Source organism: Methylocaldum marinum, assembly GCF_003584645.1.
GTDB lineage: Bacteria > Pseudomonadota > Gammaproteobacteria > Methylococcales > Methylococcaceae > Methylocaldum > Methylocaldum marinum.
This window is the reverse complement of record NZ_AP017928.1, coordinates 3573638-3592119: the sequence shown is the minus strand read 5'-3', so window position 1 is coordinate 3592119 and position 18482 is coordinate 3573638. Positions and strand designations below refer to the sequence as shown.

Sequence of the window (18482 nt, the reverse complement as noted above, 5' to 3'; positions counted from 1 at the left end):
CGAATTGATCATGGTTTTTATCCGTATTAGTTACTTATAATATGGCCAACTGGATGGGTTTCCACTTTGTAGGCTCTTCATGGTCGATGCACAACGCGTGATCGGTGCCTCGCGAACGACTGGCGTTCTCCGCGGCGCTTCTGTTTCTGCCGTATTGGTTTTGGGTGTCGCGTTTTATTTTACTCCGCTGAATGTTTGGCTCGCCCAAGGGATGATACTCAAGACTGAATTGGCAGATTACGGACTGGCCGCCCCCCTCGTATTCACCTCGGTCGGTGCCGCACTGACGGCGATCGGAACGCCTCGCCTGGTTTTGTGTTCACTTGGCGGATTGGCGTTCGGCTTCGCTTGGGGGCTGGTGTGGAGCCAGCTGGCGACGGTTCTGGGTTCATACGCAACGCTCCTGCTCATTCGCAAATTCGGCATAGGCTTTGGGCTGAAAAAAGTTCGCCAGTTTGAGCGATTCGCACGGCAGATAGAGCGTCACGGCGTGTTGGCCGTGGTGCTGATTCGACAGCTACCCTTGAACGGCTTCTACAATAATGTGCTGCTGGGAATGACGGATGTGGCTCACCTGGATTTTATCGTGGGGAGCTTCATCGGTTTCTTGCCTATGGGGATAACCGCCTGTCTGATCGGTGCCGGATTGCTTCAGTCCAATTTTGCCAAAGCAACCGAATATATTGCCTTGGCCTTGGCGTCGTCGGTGATTCTGGGATTTTTGCTGAAACGGCTCCATGACTTCGTATACGCCAGGAATGCCGAGTTGCCTTTGCTGACGGATGAGGATTCATGATCGGTTGTGACGAACGTGTGCCCGACGGCTCGCTTGCGATTAATGCAGGGAATTCGTGAAGATTTGCGAGCGGATTCATCGAGGCCCCCAAATTTCGTGACGCCTGCCCAAATTGGTCTTTTCATGTCCGGTGCCGAAACGCCGGACCTCCCCGCGGCTTGCGCGGGGAGGTCCGGCAGGCCAGTCCCCCGAACGGCAGACGAGCTTGTTTGGAATCTCTGAATCCGAGCCGTCGATGAATTCGAGCCGCACCGACCTGGCTTTGTTTCTGGCGACTTCGGGCCATAGCGGTGTCGATCGGATTATGCGCAATCTGGTGCCGGAGTTTGCCGGGTGCGGTTTGCACATTGACCTCCTAAAGGTGGACGGGCACGGCCCCTACTGGGACCCGTTGCCGCACAACGTCCGAACGGTCGACCTGGGCGTTTCCCATGTCAACACCGCTTTACCCGTCCTGATCCGCTATTTGCGTCGTAACCGGCCCAGGGTATTGTTGAGCGACAAGGACAAGGTGAACCGTACGGCTTTGACGGCGCGTACGCTGGCCCGGGTCGATACCCGCGTGGTGGTGCGGATAGGCACGACGGTCTCCAAGAATCTCGAACGCCGCGGCTGGTGGGCACGAAACGGCCAATTGGCTTCGATCCGCCTTTTCTACCGCCACGCCGACGGAATTCTGACGCCATCCGAAGGTGCGGCGGAAGATCTGGCCAAAATAGCCGGGTTGCCGATGGAGGCGGTCACCGTGGTGACCAGTCCGGTGCTGACGGACGGTTTCGCGGCGCTGGCCGATCAGGCGGTCGACCATCCCTGGTTCGCGCCGGGGGAGCCGCCGGTGATCCTCGGCGTGGGCGAATTGTGCGCGCGCAAGGATTTCGCCACCCTGCTGAAGGCTTTCGCGGAACTTCGAAGTGTCCGTCCTTGCCGTCTGATCATCGGCGGCGAAGGCCGGCAGCGCGATAAACTCCTTAAACTGGCCGGTGATCTCGGCGTGTCGGATGACGTGGATTTTCCGGGGTTTCTATCCAATCCTTACGCCTATATGCGCCGAGCCAAAGTCTTTGCTCTCACCTCGATCTGTGAAGGTATGCCGGTCGTGCTGATCGAGGCCATGGCCTGCGGCACGCCCGTGGTATCGACCGATTGCCCCAGCGGCCCGAAGGAAGTGCTCGGAGGCGGTCGCTACGGCGCTTTGGTGGCCGTCGGCGATTCCTCGGCGTTCGCGGGGAAATTGGCCGAAATGCTGGATCGTCCAACTTCGCCCGAAGCCTTGTGCGAGGCCACGGCACCTTACACCATTTCGAACAGCGCACGGCAATATTTGAGGGCTCTTGGCCTGTCGAGAGGAGAGAGCTGATGGAACGCCGTCTGGCGGTACTGATTTCGTTTTCCGGCGCCGGCGGCGTGGAACGGATGATCATGAATCTGCTGCCGGCGTTCCTGCAGGCGGGGGTGTGCGTGGATCTTCTGGCCATCTTGCGCAAACCGGCACCCGAACTGATCCGACTGAACGGTTCGGGTTTGCGGGTTCTGGACCTGGGGGTAGGGCACACGGCCCTGGCCGTGCCGGAGCTGATCCGCTACCTCAAGACCGAAAGGCCGTTCGCCCTACTGGCCGCCAAGGACCGCGCCATCCGTGCCGCGGTACTCGCCAAGCGCTTGAGCAGGGTCGAGACCCGCTTGGTGGGGCGCCTGGGGACTCACCTTTCGGCCGCCATGGCGAACAAGCCGGCTTTGGTTCGTTGGGCGCGGCAGTGGCCGATGCGCGAAATGTATTCGGCAGTGGACCGTATCGTTGCAGTCTCCGATGGCGTCGCGGCAGACACGCGGCAAATTGCAAAGCTGCCTCCGGAAAAAATCGTGGTGATCCGAAATCCGGTCATCACGCCGCAAATGTTGGAAAAGAGCCGAATGTCTCCGGATCATCCCTGGTTCGAGTCGCCGGAGGTACCCGTCATCCTAGGCGCGGGACGCCTGACGCGGCAGAAGGACTTCGCAACCCTGATCCGCGCCTTCGCCGGCGTCCGGGCCGCCGTGAATTCGCGACTGGTGGTTCTGGGCGAAGGCCGGCTGCGCTCCGTGCTGGAAAAGCTGGCACGGGAACTGGGTGTCGCCGATGCGGTTTCTCTTCCCGGTCACGTGGCCAATCCTTATGCCTTTATGGCGCGGAGTTCGCTGTTCGTTTTGTCGTCGGCCTGGGAAGGTTCGCCCAACGTGCTGACCGAGGCATTGACCCTGGGCACGCCGGTGGTTTCCACCGACTGTCCCAGCGGTCCGCGGGAGATACTGCGGGACGGCCGTTTCGGTCCGCTGGTGCCGGTGGGCGATGCGGAGCGGTTGGCCGAGGCAATGTTGAGTACCCTGCGCTCACCGATGGATAGCAAGCTTCTCCGCGAGGCCGCAGCGGAATACACGGTGGAGCGCAGTGCAGCGCGCTACATGGAAGTGTTGGGCTTTGATCGGTGATGCGATACCGCGTGCTAAACTGGCCTATGAACACTTGGCCGATGCCGAGCTTGGCGTTGGGAGCAAAGCCGTTACCGCGAGCTGCGCGTCATTGCCGAAGGCTCGTTGGCGCCGATCCGTTTCCCTGAGGCGGCTGTGGATTTGGCTGAATTGACGCGCTCATTTCGTTCTCGCTTTTTCTTCCGATTCGTTTGAATGGCCTCACCCCCCCTCCCGCAATGAGGGAAAACGGAATACAGACCCAAACCCATGCTTCTGTCCCTGAGATACAACTTTCTGTTCGTCCATATCGCCAAAACCGGCGGCACCAGCATCCGCAACGCCTTGTGGCGGCAGAAGTGGACCGATCCTTACCGAATTCCGCAGTTTCTCTGCAGCAAGCTGAGCGCGATGACCGGCCACAAGATCGGAGCCAAGTTCCCGCGCCACGCCAAGATCATCGCCGCCAAGGAAATGCTGCCGCGGGAGGTCTTCGAAAGCTTGTTCAAGTTCGCTTTCGTGCGAAACCCCTGGGATTTGCAGGTGAGTTCCTATCACCATATCCGTCGCGAACGGCCCCAGCTGATTACTCACATCGACAGCTTCGAAGCCTTTCTTCGCTGGAAATTCGATCCGGCCCGGCCACCCCAGTATCACGCCGATATGTCGACGGAGCTGCAAAGCGATTATGTGGTCGATCTTCACGGCAATATCGTCGTCGATTTTCTCGGCCGTTACGAATTCCTGGCCGAGGACTTCGATACCGCCTGCAAGCGGATCGGCATCAAAACCCCGAAACTTCCCCACAGACGTAAAGCGACCGACCGCCGGAAGGACTATAGGGATTACTATGACGATGTCACCGCAGCGCTTGTCGCGGAGCATTACCGGCCCGACATCGAGCGATTCGGATACCGGTTCGACGAGCCTCTGGCCTCCCGACTGACCGGTTGAGATGTATCCGTCGCTGCATATCCTGGGCAGCCGCCAGTTCGGCGGCGCCGACCAGTTCTACGTGCGTCTTCTGGGCGCGTTGCATGAAGCCGGGCAGCGGGTCATCGCGGTCAACAGGTCCGGCAGTCCGGTGGCCGAAGCCCTTAAATCCAGCTTCATCGAGCAGGTACATCTGCCGCTTGCCAATCAGTGGGATCTCTGGTCGGTGTGGCGGATTCGCGAACTGGTGGCTCGCCGTCAGCCGTGCATCGTCCAGACCTATATGGGGAGGGCAACGCGCCTGACCCGCTTGCCTTCCGCGACGAAAGCCGTGCATATCGCCCGCTTGGGCGGGTTCTACAAGATCGACGGCTACTACCGGCATGCCCATGCCTGGGTGGGCAACACACAAGCCATCTGCGACTTCCTCGTGAGGTCGGGAATACCCGCGAACCGGGTGTTTCACATCGGCAATTTCGTGCCGGAACCCGCTGTCTTTTCAAGTCAAGACGTCCAGGCCTTACGACATGAACACGATGTTCCCGGTGATGCCTTCGTACTGTTTGCATTGGGGCGGCTGATCGACAAAAAGGGCTTCGACGATTTGCTGCACGCTTTCGCCGAGCTGCCGGCCGAATCGAGCGGACGTCCGCTGTTCCTGCTCGTCGCCGGGGACGGGCCCGCGGCCGATCGCCTGAAAGCGCTGAGCGAGAGTCTTGGGCTCGGCTCGCGCGTTCGCTGGCTGGGCTGGCAACAACCCGAGCCGTTTTACGCCGCTGCCGATTTGTTCGTCTGCCCCTCGCGCCATGAACCGCTGGGCAATGTCATCCTGGAGGCCTGGAATTACCGTTTGCCGGTGGTCAGCACGGCTACCGACGGTGCTGTGGAGCTGGTCGACGAGGGACGAACCGGGCTTCTGGCGCCGTGCGGCGATCCCGCGGCACTGGCGGCGCGGATCCGGGAGGCATCGAGACTGTCCGATAATGACAGAAAGGCGCTCGGCGAAGCCGGCCATAGCTGCCTGCAAAGCCGGTACAGCCGCGCGGCAGTGGTCGACGCCTACCTGGAGCTTTATCAGCGCCTCATGGCGGAGAGAGGCTGCTGAACGATGCCGGGCATCGGATCTCCGCCGAAAAGCATCCTGATTATACGGCTGAGCGCCATCGGCGATGTCATCATGGCTTCGGGACTTATCCCTGCGCTGCGCGCGGCTTATCCGGATGCCCGGATTGCCTGGCTGACGGAATCGACGAATTCCGATCTGCTGCGGCACAACCCGCGTCTCGATCAGGTTTTTTTATGGCCGCGGGGCCGCTGGCGGCAGTTGCGCCGGGAGCGTCGCTACCGCGAACTCTGGCGGGAAGCTCGCGGTTTGGTCGGAGCGCTTCGAGCCGAACGCTTCGAATGGGTCATCGATCTCCAGGGTTTGATCAAAAGCGGAATCTGGGCCTGGCTTTCGCGTGGGCGGCGGCGCGTCGGTCTCGGATCGCGCGAGGGCAGTCAATTCCTGATGACGGAGATTGCCGATCGCCGCGTGAATGACGTCCGCATCGGCAAGGAATACCGGAAGCTGGCCGAAACCTTGACCGGTCGGGCCGATACGTTCGCGCTCGACATCGCCGTTTCGGACGACGACCGAAAAGGGGCGAAAGAACTGCTGGAGTCGACCGGCGTGATCGGGAAATATGCCGTGATTTGCCCGTTCACCACTCGGCCGCAAAAGCATTGGTTTGACGAGCGCTGGGCGGAGTTGGCGGCTCGGCTGGCCGGCGAGCGCCGGCTTGCCGTCGTTATGTTAGGCGGGCCGGCTGACAAGGCGCGCGCAGAGAGTATCGCCGCGCAGACGCCGGGTCTCGTCGATCTGGCCGGCCGGACCAACCTGGGGCAATGCGCGGCGGTTGTTGAAAAGGCAAAGCTATTGATCGGCGTCGATACCGGGCTGACCCATCTCGGTATCGCTTTGAGCGTTCCGACTGTGGCGATCTTCGGTTCCACCCGGCCCTATTTGGACACCGGCCGCCCCACGGCGAGAGTGCTTTACGAACCCCTCGACTGTTCGCCCTGCCGCCGTCGTCCGACCTGCGGCGGGACGTTCGATTGCATGAAAGCGCACACGGTCGAGTCGGTGCTGACGGCGATCGAAACATTGGAGAGTATCGGGGAACATAAGGGCGAATGACGGGAATGGCACCGCATGTGATGGGCACGGCCTGTCGGCCTTTGCCCATCCTACAGCTCGGCAACTCGGTAAGATGGGCACAACTAGCCGGGAGCAAATTTGGACAGCCGGCGGCTGGCCCGCAGGGCGAACCCCAGGGAAGGGGTGAGCACAAATTTGTCGGGAGCAAATTTGGACAGCCGGCGGCTGGCCCGCAGGGCGAACCCCAGGGAAGGGGTGAGCAATGTATACCATGCCCATCTTTCCGGAACTAAAGATCATGAAGGTACTGCACGTGGAAATGGGGCGGCACCTATACGGCGGTGCCCGGCAGGTGGCTTACCTTCTCAACGGCTTGAGCCGGTTTCCCGGCCGGCATGTGCTGGCGTGCGGCGACGGTGCCGAGATCGTCGGGGCTGTGCAAAATCCCGCGGTCGAGATTCGGCCGCTTCCTTTCCGGGGCGATGCCGATGTCGTTTTCATCGGCCGATTGCGGCGTCTGATCCGAAACGAAAATCCGAATGTCCTGCACATTCACAGCCGCCGCGGCGATCTCCTCGCCGCACTCGCCGGACGACTGGAAAAAGTCCCGATGATCCATAGCCGGAGAGTGGACAATCCGCCGCGCTGGGTCGACACCCGCGTCAAATTCCCCCTGTTCGAAACCATCGTTACCATATCGGAAGGCATACGCGCGGTGCTGATCGAAGCCGGCGTGCGGCCCGAGCGGGTGATCTGCGTTCCCAGCGCTGTCGATACCGGACGCTATCGCCCGGTGCGCGACGAAGGCTGGTTTCGCTTGGAATTCGGCCTTGCCCAAGACGAGACGGCGTTCGGCATGATAGCCCAGATGATCGCCCGCAAGGGGCATGACGTGTTATTCGACGCCTTGCCGGAGGTGCTGGCGCAGCATCCGAAAACGCGGGTCCTGCTGTTCGGCCAGGGGCCCATGGAGGACGAACTTCGGACATCTGTACGGGACCGCGGACTCCAGAGCGCCGTGACTTTTGCCGGCTATCGGAACGACATGGCGCGGGTGATCCCTTGTCTCGATCTCGTGGTTCATCCGGCCTGGATGGAGGGCCTCGGCGTTTCTCTACTGGAGGCTGCGGCTTGCGCGGTTCCGATCGTGGCGACGCGCGCCGGCGGCATGCCCGAAATCGTGCAGGACGGCATCAATGGCCGCCTGATCGACCCCGGCGACTCGGCGGCATTGGCGTCCGCCCTTGTCGATCTGCTGAACGATACGGCATTGCGCCGACAACTCGGACATGCCGGGCGGCGCCTGGTTCTCGAACGATTTTCGGTCGACGCCATGGTGGAAGGGAACTATCGGGTTTATCGGTCCGTATCGGGCGGAGCAAACCTCGGCGCGGATAGCGATGCGTGACGCGTCGGACGGATTCGCTTGGAAGGACTCTCGAATCACAAAAGCGCCGAACCAGGCGACCAGGACGCCGGTATAATCTGACATTTTGGGATCCCGGGCGACGGCTCCGGCAACCCTTAACCGATTAGAAACTGGAAAAGCCAATGAATTCCGACCGTCCTGGTTCTTATTTCCGTCACCTTACGGGTGAATCCGCTATGCGCACGATCGCACGGCGGGTGGGTTCAACCGCCGTTGCCGGGTTCAGTTCTCATTCTGCCGGCACCCTCTCATGAGCGAAAAACAAACCGATCGAAAGCCACTCACCGGTGGAATGATCATCTATCGGCGGCTGCTCAAATATGCCTTCCCCTACTGGAAAATGTTCCTGGCGTCGATACTGGCGATGATCGCCTACGCTTCGCTGGGACCCGCGTTCGCCAAGCTGATCCAACCGCTCATCGACGGCAGTTTCATCGAGAACGACCCGGAAATTCTGCGCCAGGCGCCCTTCATATTGCTGGGGCTGTCGCTTGCCCGGGGTATTGCCGGATTTGCCGGGGATTATTGTTCGGGCTGGGTCGGACGGCGGGTGATTGCGGATCTTCGCCGGGATTTGTTCGACCAGTTCCTGAATCTTCCCTGTACCTATTACGACCATGCCTCGTCGGGGCAGTTGCTCGCCAAGTTGCTCTATAACACCGAGCAGGTGGCGAATTCTCTGACGAAAGGCGTGGTCGCAGTTTTCAAGGATGGATTGACCATCGTCGGTCTCACCCTGTTGATGGTTTACGAAAATGCCTTGTTGTCCCTGGTTTTCATGGTGGTCGGCCCGGTGCTCGGCATCAGCATTCGCCAGGTCAGCAAGCGTTTTCGCAAGATCAGCATGCGTATCCAGGAGTCCATGGGCAACGTCGGCCACGTCGCGCAGGAAGTGATCGATGCCCAGCGCATCGTCAAGGTGTTCAATGGGAAAGGTTATGAAACCCAGAAATTCGCCCGGGAGAATGAACGCAACCAGCGGCGTCAGATGAAGCTGATCGTGACCGACGCCGCCGCCGGCGCGCTTATCCAGCTCATCTATATCAGCGGGTTCGCGGCGATCTTGTACGTGGTTTCCCTGGACTCGGTACGCCACACAATCACGCCCGGCAGTCTGATCGCCTTTATCGCGGCTATGGCGATGATGCTCAGCCCGATCAAGCGTGCCACCCAGGTCGTCAATATCATGCAGAAGGGCATTGCCGCCGGCGATAGCATTTTCGAGCTGCTGGACAAGGCACGCGAGCACGATGGCGGAACGCAGGTACTGGACGCGGTAAAGGGACATATCGAATACAAAAGCGTCAGCCTCGCCTATCGCGAGGGCGGAGATTACGCGCTCAATAATGTCGATCTGACCCTAATGCCGGGCGAAACCATCGCCTTGGTCGGGCAGTCGGGCAGCGGAAAAACCTCGCTGATACGCCTGCTGCCCCGTCTTTACGAGCCGACCCGGGGCGAAATTCGCCTGGACGGGCGCGACATCCGGGAATTCACCCTGGAAAGCCTGCGCCGGCACATCGCTTACGTGGGGCAGGAAGTCACCTTGTTCAACGATACCGTAGCCAACAATATCGCTTACGGCAGCCGGGAATCGGTGAGCCCGGAAGAGATTCGGCAGGCGGCCGGGACCGCCCACGCACTGGACTTTATCGAGGGGCTGCCGCAAGGTTTCGAAACGGTTGTCGGGCAGCAGGGCATCGTGCTGTCGGGCGGACAACGGCAACGCATCGCCATCGCGCGCGCCGTGCTCAAAAATGCCCCCATACTGATACTCGACGAGGCGACATCGGCACTCGACGCGGAATCCGAGCGGCACGTCCAGGAGGCGCTGGAGGTATTGATGAAAGGCCGGACCACCCTGGTCATCGCTCACCGTTTGTCCACTATCCAGAACGCGGACCGAATTTATGTCATGCGGGACGGCCGCATCATCGAAAGCGGCACGCATGAACAACTGCTGCGCGGAAAGTCCTATTACGCGGAACTCCATCGCTTGCAGTTCGAGCATAAGGCGATCCGGCCGATTTCCCAGGTACACGCGATGCCGTGAAAAATTTGGCGAGTTTCGGAGATTTCGGGTGCAATTTGCTGACTAAAGTCAAGAGAGATATTGCGGTTTTGATCGTTTCGTCCTATGGTGTGACGGCTCGCAAAAGCGCCAACTTAGGGCGCGGAAGTTGAGTCGATCGAAACTACAAGAAGAGGAGGAGAGAGATCATGATGCAATTGCTGGTCGGATTGACGGTGATCTTCGTCGTATTTGTGATCTACGAGGTGTTCAAGACCGTGTCTCGGGTGGACCGCACGCCATCTCCCGCCGCGTCGCCCGAGCCGAAAGCCGAGGAAGCCGCCGTCGCGCCGGTTGTTGCCGAAGCTGCCGAGCCCGCCGAATCCAGGCCTGCCCAAGCCGAACGCGGCGTACAGTTGCGCAACCCGGATACCGGTGAAGTCTCCCCGGCGCCGACAAATTATCGTTTCGCCAAGAAATGGGTTAAAGAAGCCTTGGTTGCGGAAGGACTGTTGGATCGCGTCTATAAGCCCGCCGAGCTTAACGAGGCCGTTACCGGGAAGATCAAAGACGCTTTGGACAAGCTCAAGACCCTGGAAAAATATCGGGCTTGAGCGCGCCGTAGCGCCAAACGAAGTTTTCAGTCGTTTTGAATCAGGGCGACGGCTGACTCGCCTCCGTTGTGTACCTCGGCCGTCCATCCTCGCCGGGTTTCCGGCAATCGCTTAGTCCAGCCCCAGCTTTTTGAGCTTGTAGCGCAAGGCGCGGAAAGTAACCCCAAGCTGTTTCGCGGCCGCTGTCCGGTTCCACCGGGTTTTTTCCAGCGCTTTGACGATCGCCTGCTTTTCGACCTCGTCCATATAGTTTTCCAGCGACAGGACGTGTTCCCCGACGGGACGCTCTTCCCTCGCCGCCGGCGAAGCGGTTTCGGTCGTTTCAGGAAGGTTCAGGTCATCGGCCAGAATGCGATGGCCGTCGCAAAGTGCGACTGCGCGTTCCAGAATATTTTCCAGCTCGCGCACGTTGCCGGGAAACGGATAGCTCAGGAGCGCGTTCAAGGCTTCCGGGCTCAGTTCGATCTTGCCATCGCCTGCGGATGTGAGCTTCCCGAGGATATGATCGACCAGGGCCGGAATATCGCTGCGGCGCTCGCGCAAGGGCGGAACATGCATTTCGATCACGTTGATCCGGTAAAAAAGATCTTGCCGGAAATCGCCGTTTCGGACCATTTTCGCGAGATTCTTGTGGGTTGCGCTCACGATCCGTACGTCCACCGGGATTTCTCGGGACTCGCCCAACGGCCGAACCGATTTTTCCTGGATCGCGCGCAAGAGTTTGACCTGTAGCGACAGCGGCAGGTCGGCAACTTCGTCCAGAAACAGCGTGCCTCCGTGAGCCGCCTGAAATAATCCCTGCTTGTCCCCCACCGCTCCGGTAAAACTGCCTTTCTTGTGGCCGAAAAATTCGCTTTCCATGAGGTCGTGAGGTATCGCGCCGCAGTTTACGGCGACGAACGGCTTTTCCGATCGCGGGCTCATGGCATGAATGAGCCTTGCAACCAACTCCTTGCCCGTGCCCGATTCGCCGCTGATGAAGATAGGCGCCTGGTTGCGCGCCAGCTTGGTGATCTTGGAGCGGATTTCCCGCATCTTCTGCGAATCGCCGAGCAGGATATGGCGGGAACGGCGATCCCGCCCCTCTTGCTTCGCGAGCTTGAGGGCAGTATTGATGAGGCTCCGCAGAACTTGGAGATCCAGCGGCTTGGAGACGAAGTCGAAGGCGCCGTTCTTCAAGGCGCGGATCGCCGATTCCATATTGCCGTGGGCGGTAATGACCGCGACCGGCAGGGCCGGGTGGTTGAATTGTATGTACTCTACCAGGTCCAGCCCGTCGCCGTCGGGCAGTCTCATGTCCGTCAGGCACAGATCGAAACGCCGGTTTTGCAGGAGATCCTTTGCCTGTCGCAATCCTCCGGCCGACAGTACTTCGATATCCATACGCGCGAGCGTAATTTCCAGCAGTTCGCGGATGGCGGGTTCGTCATCGACGACGAGAGCGGAAGGTCTATTCATAATTCGATCGTGGTTTTTTCGGCATCGGCCAGACGGAGCCGGAAGCAACCACCGCCGGCGAATAATTCATACTCCAGTTTAGCCTGGTTGAGCTCGGCCAACTCGCGTGCGATAAACAGCCCGAGACCGGTGCCGCTGGCGGAGGTGGTGAAGAAAGGCTCGAACATCTGCTGAACGGTCTGGGCATCGATCGGGGATGCGTGATCCACGACTTCAATGCAGGGTTCGCCCCGCTGGCGTCTGGCGCGAACTCGGATCGGCCCGCGTTGCGGTTCGCCGTATTTCAGCGCGTTCGAGAACAGATTTTCTAGAATCTGCTTAAGATGGCTGGGATCCACCAAAACCAGTGCACTGTTGATCTCGACTTCGAGTCGAAATGCGGTTTCAGGTACTCCCTGAGCCATCCGATAGTCGCGCAGGAATTTTTTCAGACTGGACGCCAAAGGCAGGATTTCCCGTTTCGACTGGCCCCGCCGCGAGATTTGAAGCACGTTTTCGACGATGACGTTAACCCGTGCGGTATGGTCGAGGATGATTTGCGTCAGACGCCGGTCCTGCGACTCCAGCGAAGGACATTCGGCCAATAGCTGAGCGGCGTGGCTTATGGCGGTCAGTGGGTTTCGAATCTCATGGGCGATGCTGGCGGTAAGGCGCCCGAGAGAGGCCAGCTTGCTCTGCTGGACCCGCTGGTTGTACAGGATATTGTCCTCCAGAAATGCCATATAGCTCGGAGGCCAGGTACGCCCTAGACGGGTAAAGCGAATTTGTACGGGTTGTCCCGAGCGCGTGCCGAGGCTTGCTGTTCCGGGGGTGGGATCGTCCAGCCAATCCCAGAACAGTTCGGACAGCTCCGGGCAGGCGGTTTCCAGATGCCGAGCTTTCGAGGGTATGCCGAGAAGCCGAGCGGCAGAATCGTTCATCATCCGGATGCGGTGTTGCTCGTCGATGACCACTATGCCCGATTGCAGGTGACGGATGATGAATTCATTGAGCTGCTGAAGGTTGGCCAGATCGATGCTGCGCTGCGCTGCGATCGCTTCGCTCTGTTCGGCGCGCCTGGCCAGCACCAGGGCAAGGAGCGCGATGCCGAAGAATGAAGCTCCCAGCATCCCGGCATAGGTGTAGGCTGCGTCGAAAGTTCCGGTCAGACCGGCGTACGCTTCCTCCCCGAGTACCGCGACGCTGGCCAGCGCGGCCAGCAGCAAAGCGCAGCGGCCGCCGGTCAAGATGCCTCCGGCCGCCACCGACAAGGCCAGCAGGAGGCCGACTCCGCTCTCCACGCCTCCCGACGCATACATGATGCTTGGGATCAAGACCACATCGGCCAGCACGTGCAGTTGGGCTTGAAGCGGGAAAGCCGGACGCCGCAGGAGCAGCGGCACGGCCAAGAAAAAAATCGACCCCAGATAGAGGCTGCTGGCGGTTGCGTACAATCCGGGGTCGTGTTTTCCGAGCGATGAAGGCAGCGCGCCCAGAAAAAACAGGAACGCCAGGACGCTGCCCAGCGTCAGACGATATAGGAGATAAACGGTTAGCGACTGCCAGGCTTGATTTTCAGGGATGCGGTAATGTTTGGAGAGCGGGCAGGGCGATATTTGCGTAAAGTCGAAGTCCATCGTCCGTTGCAACTCTTGAACGCCGCAAAGCCTCGTATCCGGACGTTCAGCCGCTGGCGCGAACCCGTGCAACCGAACGGGCATTCGACAGGCGAGATAGTCCGGCCGGAAGCGGCGGTTCACCCGGTGTGATGGCCGGTACGTAGTGTCGTGGCATGGTCGCAGTGCGGTTTCGGAGCGGGTCTATTAAAATATCCGTAGCCATTAAGAGTAGCATCGATTTTGCGGTTGATGCCCGGCGCGAGTGCTAAACGGAGTGTCCGATGAACCTACATGAGTATCAGGCGAAACAGTTGTTCGCGTCTTACGGCTTGCCGGTCCCCCGCGGCAAACCTGCTTTTTCCGAGCGAGAAGCGGCCGAAGCGGCAACCTCTCTGGGAGGCGAGCGGTGGGTGGTGAAAGCCCAAGTCCATGCCGGGGGACGGGGTAAGGCGGGCGGCGTCAAGCTGGTCGACAGCGTCGACGCAGTCGGAACCGCGGCGGGTCAATTGCTGGGTTCGCGCCTGGTTACGGCGCAGACCGGCAGCGCCGGATTGCCGGTCAATGCCGTTCTGGTCGAGGAAGTCCGCCCGATCGCCCGGGAGCTTTACCTGAGCGTGGTAGTGGACCGGGCCAGTGCCAGGGTACTGTTTTTGGCCTCCGCTGCCGGCGGAATGGAAATCGAAGAAGTCGCCGCGCAGCATCCGGAGCAAATTCTGAGCCTGACGGTCGATCCGGCGGCAGGGCTTCAAGCCTACCAGTGCCGGGAAATCGGCTTTGGCCTGGGGCTCCGGGGGGAGCAGGTCAATGCCCTGACCAAGATTGTGAGCGGCATGTACCGGCTGTTTCTGGACAAGGATTTGAGCCAGATCGAGATCAATCCGCTGGTGGTGACGGAAGATGGCGCGCTGCTGGTCCTGGACGCCAAAATCAACATCGACGACAACGCCCTGTTCGCCCACACCGATTTGGCGGAACTCCGCGACCCGGCCCAGGAAGATGCCAAGGAATCCGCAGCCCGCCGGCATGGGCTCAGCTATGTCACGCTGGACGGCAATATCGGCTGCATGGTGAACGGTGCGGGTCTGGCCATGGCGACCATGGACGTCATCAAGCTTTACGGTGGCGAGCCGGCCAATTTCCTGGACGTGGGCGGCGGAACCACGGCGGAGAAGGTTGCCGAGGCGTTCAAACTGATCTTGTCCGATGCTAACGTGAAAGCCGTTCTGGTGAACATCTTCGGCGGCATCGTGCGTTGTAACCTGATCGCCGAGGGTATTATCTCGGCCGTCAAGGAGGTGCACGTCCGAATACCGGTGGTGGTCAGGCTTGAAGGAACCAATGCCGAAGAGGGCCGGCGCTTGCTCGATAAGTCCGGCTTGGCGCTGATGACCGCGTCGGATTTGGACGAAGCGGCGAAGAAGGCTGTGGAGGCTGCACGATGAGCATACTCGTCGACAAGAACACCAAGGTCATTTGCCAGGGATTCACCGGCAAACAGGCCACTTTTCATTCTGAGCAGTGCCTGGAATACGGCACCCGGCTGGTCGGCGGCGTGACGCCGGGGCGCGGCGGTCAAACCCATCTGAATTTGCCGGTGTTCGACACGGTGAAGCAGGCGGTGCGCGAAACCGGCGCTACCGCCAGCATGATTTACGTGCCCCCGCCGTTCGCGGCCGATGCCATTTTGGAAGCGGCCGACGCAGGGATCAAAGTGATCGTCTGCATCACCGAGGGCATTCCCGTCCTGCATATGCTCAGGGTCAAGGCGGCGCTGGCCCATTACGATGCTGCCCTTATCGGTCCCAACTGCCCCGGCGTGATCACGCCCGGCGAGTGCAAGATCGGCATCATGCCGGGCTTCATTCATCAAAAGGGCTCTGTAGGTATCGTTTCCCGCTCGGGTACGCTGACTTACGAAGCCGTGCATCAAACCACCAGGGCCGGGCTCGGCCAGAGCACTTGCGTCGGCATCGGCGGAGATCCCATCAAGGGACTCGATTTCATCGACCTCCTGGCTTTATTCCAGCATGACGATCAAACCAAGGGCATCATTCTGGTCGGGGAAATCGGCGGCAGCGCCGAGGAAGAAGCGGCCGAATACATCAAGGCGCACGTCACCAAGCCGGTCGTCGGTTACATCGCCGGTCTCACGGCGCCGCCCGGAAAGCGCATGGGCCATGCGGGCGCGATCATTACCGGCGGCAAAGGTACGGGGAAGAGCAAAGTCGCGGCCCTGCGGGCGGCGGGGGTCGAAGTCGTCGATACGCCCTCGGATATGGGGCAGCGGATGAGCGCGTTATTGAGCGGGCATTGATGGAAGGCGTGGCAATTCGGCTAACCGCCGGTCGGGAATATCGTTACCTAATCTCGGCATAGGATGGGCGGGGAGCTGAAACGCAATGAGCTTCACGTGATTATTTGTATATTGAGCTTCGATGCCCAACATCTAATATCCATACTATAAGCTTATCGTCTTCAATTTCATAAACAATACGATATGTTCCAACTCTTGTTCTATAGGCATTTTCGGTGCCGACAAGCTTTTTTGTATCTGGGCCTCTGGGAGTTAACCTAAGGTAATTAAGTTTCTGGTCGATTCGGCTTCGTATGTCGCCTGGCAATTTTTGATATGCCTTCTCCGCTTTCGTGCTGAATCTACTCCCTTCTCGCTCCAAAAAGGGCTATTCTTAGAGGAGAGAAGTTGACCAATTTGTGGAAGGGAGGCGGTTATGAACCGAAGAATCCGTATCCAACGGTTGGCCCCTCAAGACCGGGAGGAGTGGCAGAAGCAGTATTACCGGCACAAGGAGCAACGTCCCCGGCGTCGTCTCACGGCCTTGAAGGCCGTTTGGGACGGCCAGACTTTGGCGGACGTGTGCCGGACTCGGCACCTTCGCCGCAAGACGCTGGAGCATTGGCTGGATTGGTATCTTCATGGGGGCTTTAAGACGCTGCTGGCCCCGGAGCGGCGACGTGTTCCCCAAGCCCTGTCCTGCCAGCAACGGCGAGTCTTGCGTTACATCCTGCTGCATAAGACGCCGGCCGATTATGGCCTGGACAGCTATCAATGGACGGCCCGGCGGGCGCAGGCCCTCATCGCCGCCAAGTGGAATATTCATCTGGGGTTGGGGCGCCTGTACCCACTGTTTGATCAGTTCGGGCTTTCCCACCAGCGGGTGCATCGGGACTATGGGCCGCCTCGACCGCGGCTACAGGCGGCCTTCGTGGACGCCCTGGAAAAAAAAGGTGGAGGAAGCCAGGTCTTCGGACCGCGCTCGGGTGGCGCTGGATGAGTTTGCCCTGCGCTCCGTTCCGGATACGCATTACGCTTGGGCCGAGCGGAATACCGCGCCCAGGGTGCCCAGCGACGAACGCCAGCGGACCCGGCTGAATGGTTTTCTGACCGTCGATTTGCACCGGGGGCTCACCGGGGTTCAATTCCGCTCCCAGGGCAAAACCGGCGATGTCGTCTTCGTCGTGGTGCTGACGGTGCTGCGCTACGTACAGCAAGGGTGCCATTGGATCACCCTGATTCTGGACAATGCCCGCACCCATCGGTACGCCCTGGGAGTGGCCGCAAGGGAGTTGCTGTCGGAGATCGCCGAACTCGCCCACTGGGCGGACTTGAAAGCCACCACGGTGGAGTTTCCGCATACCCCCCGTACTCGCCCGCTCTCAACCCGGCCGAGTATCTGATCCATTGGGTTCGCCAAGAGACTCTTTATCATCTACCCTGCACCTTCACGCTCCAGGAAAAGGCGGATCGCGTTCGTCACCATCTCGCCCAGGCGCCGCCCTTCACTCCCGAACAAATGCAAAGCTCCTGCGCCATATTTACAAGTTGCCAAAGGATAAAACAGTAAAATGGCCCAAATTGGAATGAGAAGGGAGTAAACGCTTAACCACGTCCGTCGGCAAAAGATTACCAACCTACTGTCGTACCTCGGAGCGCTACATCAAACCCGAAAAAGTTTAATCTCCCATCATTCTGCGCTGATCCGGCATGATGGTCTCCAGCCTGAACGAATAACCGCCGTGTTTGCGGTCGGCAAAAAATAGACGCAGTGAACGATAGACCGTTTCAAAGGAAATTTCGGTCCAGGGAATTTCGTCTTCCCTGAACAGGCGCGCTTCCAGGGTTTCCGAGCCGGCGGAGTAGCGTTCTTCCAGCATCTGGGCGCGAAAGAACACATATACTTGCGAAATGTGGGGCAGGCTGAAAATCGTGTACACCGAGTCGAGTTCCACTTCGATGTTGGCTTCTTCGCGAGCTTCGCGGCGGGCTGCATCCGGCAGGGTTTCGCCGAGTTCCATGAAGCCTGCCGGCAGGGTCCAGTAGCCGAGGCGCGGTTCGATGGCGCGCTTGCACAGCAATATCCGGTCCTGCCACACCGGAATACATCCGGCGATCAGCTTCGGGTTCTGATAATGGATGGTCCCGCAGGCATCGCAGATGTGGCGCGGGCGATCATCGCCCTCGGGGATGCCTCTCCTGAGCGAAGTGCCGCAGTGTGTGCAATAGTTCATCGGCCGTATCGTGAATTAAGCAGGGGCCGGGTTTCGTGACCGGATCACGAAAAATCCGCCCGTTGTGGGGTTTTCATCAGGCGATCATGCTCGAAATCAATTGATCCTCGAGTTCGATGCGCATCGCCAATTCCTCGCCGAGCTTGGACAAGTCATCCTTCAGGTGGGCTTCGACCGCGTCCTCAGTCAGCGCTTCGTACTTGTCGTTGAAATCCACCGCCACATCGGTGGTTTCGGCAATGCGAGGGTAAATGTTTTCCGCTACTTCGAGCACTTTCCGCCGGCGCTCGGTGCCGTCGATGATACGTTGGTAAATGCCGAAATGTCCCAAGGAAATGTAATCGATCAGCAATTGGCAAAACTCCTGAATCTTCGACCGCAGCGGCTGATCCACGGAAAATGGCTTCATTCCAGCGATTGTGCAATACAGAGACCATACCTGCCGCCTCTCTTCCAAAAGTTCCTCGATCATTCTATTCGTGTTGTGCCTGCGTTCGTTCACGGTCGCGCTCATCATGACTATTCCTGATT

Annotated in this window: 18 protein-coding genes; 13 read left to right on the top strand and 5 right to left on the bottom strand. The window is 59.6% G+C overall.

What is annotated here, in order from left to right; translation table 11 throughout:
• Nucleotides 1-79 precede the first annotated feature (79 nt).
• The 9 genes from sS8_RS15810 (at nt 80) to sS8_RS15770 (ending at nt 10368) form a co-directional block, all read left to right on the top strand.
• Nucleotides 80-796, top strand: a complete 717-nt coding sequence (locus sS8_RS15810; RefSeq protein WP_119630448.1) for a TVP38/TMEM64 family protein — start codon at nt 80-82, stop codon at nt 794-796.
• 235 nt (nt 797-1031) lie between these two features.
• On the top strand, nt 1032-2153 hold the full coding sequence (locus sS8_RS15805) for a glycosyltransferase (protein ID WP_119630447.1): 1122 nt from the start codon (nt 1032-1034) through the stop codon (nt 2151-2153).
• Complete coding sequence (locus sS8_RS15800; protein WP_119630446.1) at nt 2153-3262, top strand: glycosyltransferase; 1110 nt, start codon at nt 2153-2155, stop codon at nt 3260-3262. The genes sS8_RS15805 and sS8_RS15800 overlap by 1 nt, the downstream gene beginning before the upstream one ends.
• 249 nt (nt 3263-3511) lie before the next feature.
• Complete coding sequence (locus sS8_RS15795) at nt 3512-4195, top strand: sulfotransferase family 2 domain-containing protein (RefSeq protein ID WP_119630445.1); 684 nt, start codon at nt 3512-3514, stop codon at nt 4193-4195.
• A gap of 1 nt (nt 4196) precedes the next feature.
• Nucleotides 4197-5279: a glycosyltransferase gene (locus sS8_RS15790; RefSeq protein ID WP_119630444.1), complete on the top strand. Its 1083-nt coding sequence runs from the start codon at nt 4197-4199 to the stop codon at nt 5277-5279.
• A gap of 3 nt (nt 5280-5282) precedes the next feature.
• On the top strand, nt 5283-6353 hold the full coding sequence (locus tag sS8_RS15785) for a glycosyltransferase family 9 protein (RefSeq protein ID WP_179952374.1): 1071 nt from the start codon (nt 5283-5285) through the stop codon (nt 6351-6353).
• 223 nt (nt 6354-6576) lie between these two features.
• On the top strand, nt 6577-7722 hold the full coding sequence (locus tag sS8_RS15780) for a glycosyltransferase family 4 protein (protein WP_232020331.1): 1146 nt from the start codon (nt 6577-6579) through the stop codon (nt 7720-7722).
• A 271-nt stretch (nt 7723-7993) separates the two neighbouring features.
• On the top strand, nt 7994-9796 hold the full coding sequence (gene msbA, locus sS8_RS15775) for a lipid A export permease/ATP-binding protein MsbA (protein ID WP_119630443.1): 1803 nt from the start codon (nt 7994-7996) through the stop codon (nt 9794-9796).
• A gap of 167 nt (nt 9797-9963) precedes the next feature.
• The gene (locus sS8_RS15770; protein WP_119630442.1) at nt 9964-10368 is read left to right on the top strand and encodes a hypothetical protein; all 405 of its coding nucleotides are present in this window, start codon (nt 9964-9966) and stop codon (nt 10366-10368) included.
• A 111-nt stretch (nt 10369-10479) separates the two neighbouring features.
• Here the strand turns inward: sS8_RS15770 and sS8_RS15765 are convergent, their stop codons facing one another.
• Together sS8_RS15765 and sS8_RS15760 are read right to left on the bottom strand one after the other, a co-directional pair.
• Nucleotides 10480-11826 carry a sigma-54-dependent transcriptional regulator gene (locus sS8_RS15765; RefSeq protein WP_119630441.1) on the bottom strand — a complete coding sequence of 449 codons (1347 nt, stop codon included), beginning with the start codon at nt 11824-11826 and terminating at the stop codon, nt 10480-10482.
• Complete coding sequence (locus sS8_RS15760; RefSeq protein ID WP_170161108.1) at nt 11823-13442, bottom strand: sensor histidine kinase; 1620 nt, start codon at nt 13440-13442, stop codon at nt 11823-11825. The genes sS8_RS15765 and sS8_RS15760 overlap by 4 nt, the downstream gene beginning before the upstream one ends.
• Nucleotides 13443-13705: 263 nt before the next feature.
• On the opposite strand from sS8_RS15760, the gene sucC reads away from it, so the two are divergent.
• Both sucC and sucD read left to right on the top strand, forming a co-directional pair.
• On the top strand, nt 13706-14866 hold the full coding sequence (gene sucC / locus sS8_RS15755; protein WP_119630439.1) for an ADP-forming succinate--CoA ligase subunit beta: 1161 nt from the start codon (nt 13706-13708) through the stop codon (nt 14864-14866).
• Nucleotides 14863-15738: a succinate--CoA ligase subunit alpha gene (sucD, locus tag sS8_RS15750; protein ID WP_119630438.1), complete on the top strand. Its 876-nt coding sequence runs from the start codon at nt 14863-14865 to the stop codon at nt 15736-15738. The genes sucC and sucD overlap by 4 nt, the downstream gene beginning before the upstream one ends.
• A 100-nt stretch (nt 15739-15838) precedes the next feature.
• Here the strand turns inward: sucD and sS8_RS30000 are convergent, their stop codons facing one another.
• On the bottom strand, nt 15839-16099 hold the full coding sequence (locus sS8_RS30000; RefSeq protein ID WP_119630437.1) for a type II toxin-antitoxin system RelE family toxin: 261 nt from the start codon (nt 16097-16099) through the stop codon (nt 15839-15841).
• A 54-nt stretch (nt 16100-16153) separates the two neighbouring features.
• Between sS8_RS30000 and sS8_RS15740 the strand changes: the two genes are divergently transcribed.
• On the top strand, nt 16154-16717 hold the full coding sequence (locus tag sS8_RS15740) for a helix-turn-helix domain-containing protein (protein WP_119628846.1): 564 nt from the start codon (nt 16154-16156) through the stop codon (nt 16715-16717).
• Complete coding sequence (locus sS8_RS15735; protein ID WP_119630436.1) at nt 16704-17120, top strand: transposase; 417 nt, start codon at nt 16704-16706, stop codon at nt 17118-17120. Before sS8_RS15740 ends, sS8_RS15735 begins: the two co-directional genes overlap by 14 nt.
• A 276-nt stretch (nt 17121-17396) precedes the next feature.
• On the opposite strand, the gene sS8_RS15730 is transcribed toward sS8_RS15735, so the two are convergent.
• The gene (locus sS8_RS15730; RefSeq protein ID WP_119630435.1) at nt 17397-17951 is read right to left on the bottom strand and encodes an NUDIX hydrolase; all 555 of its coding nucleotides are present in this window, start codon (nt 17949-17951) and stop codon (nt 17397-17399) included.
• 76 nt (nt 17952-18027) lie between these two features.
• Nucleotides 18028-18465 carry a sigma D regulator gene (locus tag sS8_RS15725; RefSeq protein WP_119632834.1) on the bottom strand — a complete coding sequence of 146 codons (438 nt, stop codon included), beginning with the start codon at nt 18463-18465 and terminating at the stop codon, nt 18028-18030.
• Nucleotides 18466-18482 lie beyond the last annotated feature (17 nt).